9 protein-coding genes and 1 rRNA gene are annotated in these 11615 nt (G+C 63.6%); 3 read left to right on the forward strand and 7 right to left on the reverse strand.

Translation table 11 applies throughout. The features are described from left to right. Positions 1-188: 188 nt before the first annotated feature. The 6 genes from AB4Y81_RS19805 to lysS form a co-directional block, all read right to left on the reverse strand. Complete coding sequence (locus tag AB4Y81_RS19805; protein WP_441996657.1) at positions 189-2291, reverse strand: S9 family peptidase; 2103 nt, start codon at positions 2289-2291, stop codon at positions 189-191. 84 nt (positions 2292-2375) lie between these two features. Then, complete coding sequence (locus tag AB4Y81_RS19810; RefSeq protein ID WP_441996652.1) at positions 2376-3599, reverse strand: glycosyltransferase; 1224 nt, start codon at positions 3597-3599, stop codon at positions 2376-2378. 80 nt (positions 3600-3679) lie between these two features. Continuing rightward, entirely contained in the window at positions 3680-6172 is a 2493-nt protein-coding gene (locus AB4Y81_RS19815; protein ID WP_018780101.1) for an ATP-dependent Clp protease ATP-binding subunit, read from the reverse strand. Between the two features lie 357 nt (positions 6173-6529). After that, complete coding sequence (locus AB4Y81_RS19820) at positions 6530-6853, reverse strand: histone-like nucleoid-structuring protein Lsr2 (RefSeq protein ID WP_018780100.1); 324 nt, start codon at positions 6851-6853, stop codon at positions 6530-6532. Between the two features lie 129 nt (positions 6854-6982). Continuing rightward, the gene (locus AB4Y81_RS19825; protein ID WP_018780099.1) at positions 6983-7156 is read right to left on the reverse strand and encodes a hypothetical protein; all 174 of its coding nucleotides are present in this window, start codon (positions 7154-7156) and stop codon (positions 6983-6985) included. Positions 7157-7158: 2 nt separating this feature from the next. Next, positions 7159-8688: a lysine--tRNA ligase gene (gene lysS / locus AB4Y81_RS19830; protein WP_039239172.1), complete on the reverse strand. Its 1530-nt coding sequence runs from the start codon at positions 8686-8688 to the stop codon at positions 7159-7161. Positions 8689-8764: 76 nt separating this feature from the next. On the opposite strand from lysS, the gene AB4Y81_RS19835 reads away from it, so the two are divergent. From AB4Y81_RS19835 to AB4Y81_RS19845, 3 genes are all read left to right on the forward strand, one after another. After that, positions 8765-9661, forward strand: coding sequence for an alpha/beta fold hydrolase (locus AB4Y81_RS19835; RefSeq protein ID WP_039239169.1), 897 nt, complete (start codon positions 8765-8767; stop codon positions 9659-9661). A gap of 9 nt (positions 9662-9670) precedes the next feature. Next, positions 9671-10525, forward strand: a complete 855-nt coding sequence (locus AB4Y81_RS19840; RefSeq protein WP_039239168.1) for an alpha/beta fold hydrolase — start codon at positions 9671-9673, stop codon at positions 10523-10525. Positions 10526-10589: 64 nt separating this feature from the next. Next, on the forward strand, positions 10590-11423 hold the full coding sequence (locus AB4Y81_RS19845) for an alpha/beta fold hydrolase (RefSeq protein WP_018780095.1): 834 nt from the start codon (positions 10590-10592) through the stop codon (positions 11421-11423). Positions 11424-11518: 95 nt separating this feature from the next. On the opposite strand, the gene rrf is transcribed toward AB4Y81_RS19845, so the two are convergent. Continuing rightward, positions 11519-11615 (reverse strand): 5S ribosomal RNA (gene rrf, locus AB4Y81_RS19850); the annotation flags it as partial.

Consider the following 11615-nt stretch of genomic DNA (forward strand, 5'->3'; position numbering starts at 1 on the left):
CTAAGAGTTGGTACGACAGCAATCCTCTTGCGCACGGAATCGGCTTCCAGTCCGCAAAGTTCATCCAACGCCAGGCCACGGCCGCAAGCGCATCTGGCAGCACGGCGGAATACTGGAGATTCCCGACGCCTATGCCCCCGGCATCCGGCGGTTGTGCGGAAGCTGATCCGCCAAGCTGCCGGCCTGCATCAGACCCCCAGCTCCTCCGGCAGCGCAACGTCCTCACCCAGCACCTGCTTGGCCAGGAAGTGTTCCACCACGCCGTACCAGACCTTCGCGTGCTGCGGTTGCAGCACCCAGTGGTTTTCGTCCGGGAAGTACAGGAAGCGGTGCGGGCTCTGGCCATTCTCATCAGCGGGCAGCTGCGAGGAGGATAGGAGCTCGTACCAAAGACGCAGGCCTTCACCGATCGGCACCCGGTAATCCTTGTCTCCATGGATCACCAGCATGGGCGTTTTGATGTTGCCCACGTTCAGGTGCGGGGAATTGGCCATGGCCATCTCCACGGTCATTTCCTTCAGCCAGTACTGGGCCGCATCAGTGGTGGGACCGAACTGGTCCAGCGCCCACAGGCTGGCGTGGGTGATGATCGCCTTGAACCGATCCGTCTGGCCGGCCACCCAGTTGGCCATGTAGCCGCCGAACGAGCCGCCCATGGCCGCAGTCCTTGTTTCGTCAATGTCCTGCCTGGCCACCACTGCGTCAGTGATGGCCATCAGGTCCGTGAAGGGCTTCTTTCCCCATTCACCCCAGCCGCGCTGGATGAATTCCTGCCCGTAGCCCGTGGACAGGGCGGGATCCGGCAGCAGGACGGCGTAGCCCTTGGCAACCAACAGCCACGGGTTCCAGCGCCAGGTCCAGGCGTTCCACGAGCCCAGGGGGCCACCATGGATCCACAGGAGCAGCGGTGCGGGGCTGTCTGCGGAGGCCTTGTCCGGGAGCGCCAGATACGCGGGCACGCGTGAGCCGTCTTCCGCCGTCGTCTCCACGCGCTCCAGCCTGCCCTTGTAGGCGGGACGTTCCGCCGGCGCCGGCAGCCGGACCACTTCTCCGGTGGCGAGGTCGATCCGCACGGCCTCGGGCGGGAACCCGTACGAGCTGCGCAACGCATACGCTGTGGTTCCGTCGGGTGAAACCACGACGTCGGTGTACGCCGCACCGTCCTTCGTCACCTGGGTAACGCCACCGTCGGCGACGTTGATCCTGAAAATCGGCGACGCGCCGTCGTCGTCCGCTTTGGCAAGGATGGCAGAGCCGTCCGGCAGCCAGGCGAGCGCAGTTGCCCATCGGTCCCACTGGTGGGCGAGGGGCTCCAGATCAGTGGTTTCTCCGCCCGCAACGTTCAGCAGGTGAAGCTTTACCTGGGGCGCCTGCGTGGGCGTCGTGTCGCTTTCGCTCTCCACCACCAGCGTGCGGTTGTCCGGGCCGACCGGCCCAGGGAAGTAGCTCATGCCCTCATGGTCCAGCAGCACCTTGATGGCGCCCGTGGCGACGTCGACGGCGGCGAGCACCTCGCGGCTGTCTGCTTTCGCAAGCGCTTTGGTCATGCTTGTGTAGATGGTCTTGCCGTCGGGACTCACCACGGTTTTGGCCTCGCGCAGCGAACCGCCGACACCGGGCGTCAAGTTGCGAAGCGTGAGCGGCGCGCTGGCATCCACGGTGGAAGGTTTGCCGGGCTCCTTCGCTTCGCCCGGCTCCACGGCGAAGAGCCGCGGCTCTGCGGGACCGAGGTCGGCATCCCAGTAGCGTACGGGGTAGCCCGTGTGCAGAATGGCGGAAACTTTTTTATCCTTGCGGGCCTTGCGGCGTTCTTCGTCGTTGTCCTCGTCCGTGGAACCGGCCAGGACCTCGGCATTGACGAAGGTCGCGTCTGCGTCCTTCGCGGCCATGACGGAACTGATCCCGCCGGCCCGGGAGTGCACCACGCGGGCTTCTCCTCCGTCCGCGGGGAGCAGCCATAGTGCGTTGACGGGGTCGGCGTCCGGGCTTTCCGGATCCGGGCGCGCCGAGGTGAAGTACAGGTCGCCATTGGCGGCGAAGACGGCGCCGGCCTCACCTTTGGCGCTTCGGGTGATGCGGCGTGCGTGGTTCCGGCCGCTGGGGTCGAGCTCCCAGAGGGCCGTAGCGAATTCTGTCGCCTTGCCGTTCAGCGTCGTCACGGTGGTGACAAGGCGCTTGCCGTCCGGGCTTAGGGTGAGGCCGGCAACCCGTGGAATGGAGAGGTAGTGGTCCAGATCGTGGAACGGTGTTTCGGGCTGTTCGCCCGAGGCATGAGTGTCAGCAGAGTCCATGCTCTGATTCAACACGAAATGTGCTCCTGATCACACATGTTTTCACTCAGAGTGAAACAGTACTTTCAGATATTCCCCAAGGTCTCAGAGGCGCCGCAAAGCCTCGACTACTGCGACGGTTCCATCTTCGGTAGCTATGCGCGCCGCGAGTTCCTCCGCCCGCTGTGCATACGACGGGGTGTTCACGGCTTGATTGATGGCCTCTCCGAGCCGTTCTGCAGTGAGCTTCTTGTACGGGATTGGCCCGGGTCCGGCACCGAGGGCGGCCACCCGGGAAGCCCAGAGAGGCTGGTCCGTGTAAACGGGCACGCCCACGGTCGGCATACCGGCACGCAAGCCGGCGGCGGTGGTTCCCGCCCCTGCGTGATGAACCACGGCAGCCATGCGCGGGAACAACCACTCATGCGGAACACTTCCGATGCCGATCGCGTCCGGACCCAGGGAACCCTCCACACCCTGCACCACAGCCCTCACCCCGGCGCGGCGCGTGGCTTCGAGGATGAACTCCGGGTCAATGCGTGCACTGCTGCCAAAGCCCACGAAAACAGGCGGCGGACCGTCGGCCAGGAAATCCACCAGGCCAGCAGGCGGTTGCCAATCCTGTTTGACGGCGGGCCACCAATACCCGGCCATCACCAAGCCGGAATGCCAATCGGCGGGCCTCGGGAGAACGGTCGGGCTGACGCCGTGCAGGACAGTGGCCGACGCCTTCCTCCGCCTCCGCTCTCCGGCCGCACGGCTTTCCTTTTTCAGCCCCAGCGCCTTTCGAAGGCGGGCGCTGGGGGCGTCATAGGGCGCCGGGCCAGCGGATGCGCGCTCACCAATGATCCTGTTCCCCAGCGAACCAAGACTGCGTGCCGAGTTCATCAGCACAGGCGGATAGGCGGCGCTTGGTTCGGTCGGCTGCAGGTGTGCCCCGAGGGCGGGAATGCCGAATGCCTCCGCAACGTCATACGCGTAGGGCGCCACCGAATTGGCCAGAATCACGTCGGCCCCAGCCTCGGCCGCCGCGAGAGCGCCGGTGGCGGCATCGTCCATGTACTCCCGGAGGTTTCTCCAGAAATCGAGCACGCTTGCACCCTGGGCCTTTGCACCCGGGGCCTTTGCACCCGGGGCCGGGTGGCTGATCAAAGCCGCCAGGTCACCGGGCAGGAGCCTGAATTCGCACCCCGAATCCACCACCAAAGGCGCATAGGCAGGGTTGGCCGCAATCGCAACCTCGAAGCCCAGGCCCTGCAAGCGGCTACCTAGCCCGGCCATGGGGGCAACGTCACCCCGCGTGCCCGGAGCCACCATCAAAACGCGCATGAATTCCTTTCTCGGATTGCACAAAGCCCCGCCTGCTCCTTGCGGAGCGGGCGGGGCCTTGTGCTGTGAGGCTATGTGCCTTACGCGGTGGGAGCGATCTCCGGGATGCGCGGCTTGGCGTTCCCTTCGAACGTGAACTTGGCGTCGTCACCTTCGCCATCCACATCCACCACGACGATGTCGCCGGAGTGGATCTCACCGAACAGGATCTTCTCGGACAGCTGATCCTCGATCTCGCGCTGGATGGTCCGGCGCAGCGGTCGGGCACCCATGGCGGGATCGTAACCACGCGTGGCCAAAAGTACCTTGGCTGCGGGCGTGAGTTCGATGCCCATGTCCTTGTCCTTGAGGCGGCGCTCCAGGCGGGTGACGAACAGGTCCACGATCTCGATGATCTCGTCCTGGGTCAGCTGCGGGAACACCACGACGTCGTCAACACGGTTGAGGAACTCGGGGCGGAAGTGCTGCTTGAGCTCTTCCGTGACCCGGGCACGCATCCGGTTGTAGCCCGTCTGGGTGTCCGTGCCGGACTGGAAGCCCGTGGCCACGCTCTTGGAGATGTCGCGGGTACCAAGGTTGGTGGTCATGATGATCACGGTGTTCTTGAAGTCCACCACGCGGCCCTGGGAGTCGGTCAAGCGGCCGTCTTCCAGAATCTGCAGCAGGGAGTTGAAGAGGTCCGCGTGGGCCTTCTCTACTTCATCGAACAGGACCACGGAGAACGGACGCCTGCGGACCTTCTCGGTGAGCTGGCCGCCTTCTTCGTAGCCGACGTAGCCCGGAGGAGCACCGAAGAGACGCGAAACCGTGTGCTTCTCGGAGTACTCGGACATGTCCAGCGTGATGAGGGCGTCCTCTTCACCGAACAGGAACTCGGCAAGAGCCTTGGCGAGTTCGGTCTTTCCGACGCCGGTCGGGCCGGCGAAGATGAACGAGCCACCGGGACGCTTGGGGTCCTTCAGGCCTGCACGGGTGCGGCGGATGGCCTGCGACAGGGCCTTGATGGCCTCGTCCTGGCCGACGACGCGCTTGTGCAGTTCGTCTTCCATCTTGAGCAGTCGAGAGGACTCTTCCTCGGTGAGCTTGAAGACAGGGATGCCCGTGGAGTTCGCAAGAACTTCGGCAATCAGGTCTTCGTCAACCTCGGAAATGTCGTCCATGCCGCCGGACTTCCAGTTGCGTTCCTTCTCCGCGCGCTCGGCAATGAGTTTCTGCTCCTTGTCGCGCAGTGAGGCAGCACCCTCAAAGTCCTGGGCGTCGATGGCGGATTCCTTCTCCATCTTCACTTCGGCAATGCGCTCGTCCATGGCCTTGAGCTCCGGCGGAGCCGTCATCCGACGGATGCGCAGGCGTGCGCCGGCTTCATCGATGAGGTCGATCGCCTTGTCCGGCAGGAAGCGGTCCGAAATGTAGCGTTCGGCCAGCTGCGCGGCTGAGGCGAGGGCGCCGTCGGTGATCGTGACGCGGTGGTGTGCCTCGTAACGGTCGCGAAGGCCCTTGAGGATCTCGATCGCGTGCGCGACGGAGGGTTCCTTGACCTGGATCGGCTGGAAGCGGCGCTCAAGAGCGGCGTCCTTCTCGATGTGCTTGCGGTACTCGTCCAGGGTGGTGGCACCAATGGTCTGGAGTTCGCCACGGGCAAGCATCGGCTTCAGGATGGACGCAGCATCAATGGCGCCTTCGGCAGCACCTGCACCAACGAGGGTGTGGATCTCGTCGATGAACAGGATGATGTCGCCGCGGGTGCGGATTTCCTTGAGGACCTTCTTCAGGCGCTCTTCGAAGTCACCGCGGTAGCGGGAGCCGGCAACCAGTGAGCCAAGGTCCAGCGTGTAGAGCTGCTTGTCCTTAATGGTCTCCGGGACATCGCCGCGGACGATCGCCTGGGCGAGGCCTTCGACGACGGCGGTCTTGCCGACGCCCGGCTCACCGATCAGCACAGGGTTGTTCTTGGTGCGGCGGGAGAGGACCTGCATGACGCGTTCCATCTCCTGCTCGCGGCCGATCACAGGATCGAGCTTGTTTTCGCGGGCAGCCTGCGTCAGGTTGCGGCCGAACTGGTCCAGCACCACTGAGCCGGCGGGGGTACCTTCGGGCTGGCCCTGGCCGGAGCCGCTGCCTGCGGTCTCCTTGCCCTGGTAGCCGGAGAGCAGCTGGATGACCTGCTGGCGGACCCGGTTGAGGTCGGCACCAAGCTTGACCAGCACCTGTGCGGCAACGCCTTCGCCTTCGCGAATGAGGCCGAGCAGGATGTGCTCAGTACCGATGTAGTTGTGGCCGAGCTGCAGTGCCTCGCGGAGCGAAAGCTCAAGCACCTTCTTGGCGCGCGGCGTGAAGGGGATGTGACCGGACGGGGCCTGCTGGCCCTGGCCGATGATCTCCTGCACCTGCTCGCGAACGCCATCGAGCGAAATGCTCAGGGACTCGAGCGCCTTGGCTGCAACGCCTTCACCCTCGTGGATCAGACCCAAGAGGATGTGCTCGGTACCAATGTAATTGTGGTTGAGCATCCGTGCCTCTTCTTGGGCAAGGACGACCACGCGACGGGCACGGTCCGTAAATCTCTCAAACATTTCGCCACACTCCTAGCTACGACGTACTTTGATGCTACGTGCCCGGGCAACACTTTTGGAGCGTGTTCGCCACAGGGGAAACATGACGTCGTTGCGGAATAAATCCAGTTGGCAGCCTTGACCGGAAGCGCCGGCGGTGACACCCTGCCGCCCTGCCCGCAGGCGGAACCCGGGCTGTGGGTTTTCGGACCCGGGCCCCTGGAATCGCGGTGAATCAAAAATGGGCTCTAAGGAGCCTTTCCACCCGGGCAGGGGATTCACAGAATATTCCCAGCCATGGGCTCGCCGGAGCCTAAACAAACCCCGCTTAAACAACGAATGCCCCGGCAGCATCTGCCGGGGCATTGAAGTGATGAATCAGGAATTGGCCTTTTGGTAAGCTTCCTGAATTTCTGCCTGAATACGACCACGGCTGTTGACCGTGTAACCGTTGTCACGGGCCCATTGCCGGATCTGCGCGGAATCCTGGTTACGGGCTGCAGTAGCGCGGCCCCTCGTTGCACGACCGGAAGTCTTCCGGGCCTTGGCTACGTATGGTTCCAGGGCCTTCCGGAGGGAAGCTGCGTTAGCGGTGGACAGGTCCATCTCGTAGCTCACGCCGTCCAGGCCAAAGCGGACAGTTTCGTCCGCGGCCCCTTCATCCAGGTCATCGACGAGGATGATTTTTACTTTCTGTGCCATGAGTTGCCTCTCATTCGGAGGGTTGGATAATCAGAAATTCCCCGGGTTTCTTTCTTGATTATCTGTCACGGCAAGCATGCACGTCAAAGCACAATTGGATTCCTCCGTTAGCGGAAGCCAATTGCGGGCTTATTTAGCCGCTGGACCTTCCGGAGCCGGACCCTGATTTCTCAAATTGGCCTCCTCCTGCGCGCGGGCTTCCGCTTGGCGCTCGGATTTATCCGCGTTGAAGATCGACTTCATGGCGAACCAGAAAATCAAACCGACCACCACGGACGGCGCCAGGACTGCGATGTACTCCATGATCAGTGCCCTTCAGGCTTCAACAAGGGGAAAAGAATGGTTTCGCGGATTCCGGCACCGGTGAACAACATGACCAGGCGGTCGATGCCAAGTCCGATTCCACCCATGGGCGGCGCGCCATATTCGAGTGCGCGGAGGAAGTCCTCGTCCAGCTGCATGGCTTCTTCATCACCGGCGGCAGACCTGCGGGATTGCTCCGTGAGGCGTTCGCGCTGGATAACAGGGTCAATCAACTCGGAGAATGCAGTACCGCGCTCCATTCCGCCAATAATGAGGTCCCAGGCCTCAATCAGGCGGCCATCCTCGCGGTGCGGGCGGGCCAGGGGCTGGGCCGACGGCGGGTAGTCATAGACAAAAGTCGGGTTAAGGAGCGTGGGCTCGACGATTTCGCCGAAGAGTTCCACCACGATCTTCTCGGCATCCCATTTCGGGTCCACCTTGACGTCATGCTTGGCGGCAATCGCCAACAACTCCTCCACGGTGGTATCCGGCGTAATTTCCACGCCCACTGCTTCGGAAATACCGGGGTATACCGCAAGCCAGGCCCACTCGCCGTCGAGGTTTATTTCCCCGGCTTCGGTCTGGATGGTGCGGGTACCCACAACATCTGCCACATTCAGGATGATTTCCTTCATGCGATCGGCCATGACGAACTGGTCAGCCCATGCCTCGTAGCATTCAAGCGTGGTGAATTCCGGACTGTGGGTGGAGTCCACGCCCTCGTTGCGGAAGACCCTGCCCATGTCGTAAACACGATCAATTCCGCCCACGACTGCGCGCTTAAGGAAAAGCTCCGTGGCAATGCGGAGGGTCATTTTCTGGTCGAATGCATTCATATGCGTTTCGAACGGACGGGCCGTGGCGCCGCCGTGGACCAGCTGCAGGATCGGGGTTTCCACCTCCACGTATCCGTGGCGGTCAAGGGTGTCGCGGACCGAACGGGTGATGGCGGCACGCTTGTAAACCATCTCGCGGGCTTCGTCACGGACCATGAGGTCCACGTAGCGCTGGCGGACGCGGGTTTCTTCGTTCAACTCTGCGTGCAGCACGGGAAGCGGGCGCAGGGCCTTGGAAGCCATGGACCAGGAATCTGCCATCACGGACAGCTCGCCGCGGCGGGAGGAGATGACCTCTCCCTTGATGAATACGTGGTCGCCGAGGTCGACCAGGGCCTTCCAATCGGCCAGTGCTTCTTCGCCTACGTTCGCGAGGCTCAGCATGGCCTGCACGCGCACGCCCTTGCCGTCCACGCCGCCTTCCTGGAGGGTGGCGAAGCAGAGCTTGCCGGTGTTGCGCACAAAGACCACGCGGCCGGTGATGCCTACGACGTCTCCGGTGGTCTCATCGGCCTGGAGGTGCCCGTATTTCTCGCGGATTTCGCCGAGGGAATGGGTCCGTTCGACACCCACCGGATAAGCCTCTGTGCCCCGCTCGATCAGCTTGGCGCGCTTCTCCATGCGGATGCGCATTTGCTCGCTGGCGTCGACGGGCTCTGCGGAGGTGTTCAGGGCTGGGGTGTTTGCGGAAGTCACAGTCCTTAAGTTTACCGGTGATTGCGGACCTTCATTTCCGGACTTCGCCCGACGGTGAAAAGCATAGACTCGGACGGTGGAGACATGGACAGTTGAAACGAACGACGGCGGCGGGCACCTTGAGGTGCACAGCTTCAGGCCCGCGTCGGCTGCCACAATCCCCGGTTCCAAAGCGCCCGCGGAAACGGCCGGCGTCGTGCTTGTCCACGGCACCCTGGTGACCGACGCCCTGTACTGGCCGTTCGCGCGTACCCTCAGCGTGATGCTGGGCCGCCCGGTCCACAGCTACAACCGCCGCGGCCGTGGCCATTCGGCACCGCAGCCCCCGGGCTATTCCGTCGACACTGAGATCGCGGACCTCCAGGCAGTCATGGAAAAGAGCGGATCCACCGACGTCGTAGCGCACAGCTACGGTGGGTTCGTGGCGCTCCAGGCCGCACGGCGGACCACCATCAACCGGTTGGTCACCTACGACGCCGCGGTGTCGTTGTCCGGCAACCTGAGCAGCCGGTGGCGGCCGGAGCTGGAGGAAGCAGTCACCGCGGGCCAATTGGACCAGGCCTGGGCACACCTTGTACAGGGGTTGGGAACGGCCGGCCCGATTTCCTATCTTCCGATGCGGGCCCTGCGGACTTTGAGCGTGCTGTCCGCCCAAACCAGGCTGGGACTGGAGATGCGTTCCCTGCTGCCCACCGCCGTCGTGGAAATGCGGGCGGTCCTTGACGCCGACGCGCACATTGCGGACTTCACAAAAATCTCGACTCCAACCCTCATGCTCAGCGGCGGCTGGAGTCCGTCATATTTCGCCGAAACGGCCCGGGCGCTGGCCGGCGCGGTGCCCGCGATCGCGTTCGCGCAGGTACCGCTGCAATTCCACGAAGGCCCGCTGCGCCCGGGACGGCGGCTTGCCGCACGGGTGGCCCGGTTCCTCTCGGGGAACCACCTCCCCGTAGGACAGGCAGAAGCCACCTAAGATGTTCCGGTGAAGGAACGCGGGATCAGGACACACGACGGCGGCAGGCTCGCCTTGTACAGCTACGGCGCCGAAGAGGCGCCCGGGGAGCGCAGGGTGGTGCTGATCGGGGGTGCGTTTCTGACGGCCCTCATCTACCGGCCGTTTTCCATCGCTTTGGCCAAGGGCCTGGGTGACGGCTGGGCCGTGGACGTCTACGACCGTCGTGGCCGGGGAAAGTCCACAGGGCAGCCGGACAACTACTCCATGGCGACGGAAGTAGAGGATGTCCGCACCGTCATGGACGCCACCGGTGCACGGAACATCCTTGGCCACAGCCTGGGCGGATCCGTCGCGCTAAATGCCGCACAGGACTTCGCCGGGACCGGCCACGAACCCGGCAAACTCGCTGTCTACGATGCCGCCGTCAACATCGACGGAAGCATGGACCTGGATTGGCTGCCCGGCTTCGCGGACGCTGTGGACAAGGGCGACATCAACCGCGCGATGGCACGGATGCGGCGTGGAATGGAGCCCGGAACAGCCTTGGCACGAGTACCCGAGCCCATCCTGGCAGGACTCATGGCAGTGGTTTCACGCACCAAGGTGAACAAGGTCTTCCGGGAACTCCTGCCCTCCGGTGTCGGCGAGCTGAAGGCCGCCTTCGAGGACGCTGACACGCCCCGGGACTTCGCTGTGCTGCCGTCGAACACCCATTTCATGGTGGGCAAGAAGAGCCCGCAGTTCTACAAAGTCGCCGCAGCCAGGTTGAACAGGGCCGTCCCAGGGAGCACGTTGGAAGTCTCCCCCAAAGGCTTCCATGGCTCAGTCCCCGCGGCAGTGAATGAACTGGTTTCGGATATCTCGGAGTACTTCAAGAGCTGATTCGGTATCCACATACGGGGTTGCCATGCGGCCGGCTGTCGGGTGGCTCGGCTAGGCTCAAGACATGACGCGCGACATCATCATGACCCACGACGGCGGACACCTCGAACTCCTCACCACAGGTGGTGACCTGGCAGCGGCAGGCTCCGGCGTAGTCGTCGTTCCTGCCTCCATGGTGACCGCCTCCGATTACACGCGTTTCGCCCAGAAGCTCAGTGAGGCGCTCGGCCGGCCGGTCCACACGTTCAATCGGCGTGGCAGGGGCGACTCATCGCCCCAAGCCGAGGACTACACGTTGGAAGCCGATATCCGGGACCTTCAAACGGTTATGGAGCACACGTCCAGCACCGACGTGTTCGGCCATAGCTTCGGCGGTGCGGTGGCGCTGCATGCAGCACGCACGCTCCCGGTGGAGCGGCTGGCCGTCTATGATCCCGCCGTGTCGGTCAACCACAGCGTCAAAGCCGACTGGACGCCCGATTATGAACGCGCGACGGCGGCAGGAGACTACGACCGCGCCCTCGCCGTCCTCATCAAGGGAGTTGAGACAGGCGGCGCTTTCGCGCGAATGCCGCTCTCGATGCTGACGCTGGCCAACAAGCTGGCCGCCGGCACCCCTGTCGGCAAGCAGATGCGGGAGCTCATGACCTGTGGCGTCCGGGAAATCAAGGCCGTCATTGCGGCCGACATGCCCGCCGAGCCGTTCCTGGCACTGCCGCTGGAGACCTTGATCGTGGTGGGTGAAAAGAGCCCCGCCTACTTCGGTGTTGCCTGCGGACAGATCCACGATGTCCTGTCCGGGTCCAGCTACACCATCCTTCCCGGCTTCGGGCACGACGGCCCCAACAAAGCCCCGGACAAGCTGATCTCGGAATTGTCCGAGTTCTTCTCCGGCTAGTTTCAGCGGGCGATCCGGCTGCAGCCCCGTTGGGGCCTGGCTGGTGTGTTAAATGGAAGAGCCCCAACCGTGGTTGGGGCTCTTCGTTAATGGTTGTCCGGCGGTGTCCTACTCTCCCACACCCTCCCGGGTGCAGTACCATCGGCGCTGTGGGTCTTAGCTTCCGGGTTCGGAATGGGACCGGGCGTTTCC

It is taken from the genome of Paenarthrobacter sp. TAF1, from assembly GCF_052113825.1.
GTDB classification, from domain to species: Bacteria; Actinomycetota; Actinomycetes; order Actinomycetales; family Micrococcaceae; genus Arthrobacter; species Arthrobacter nicotinovorans.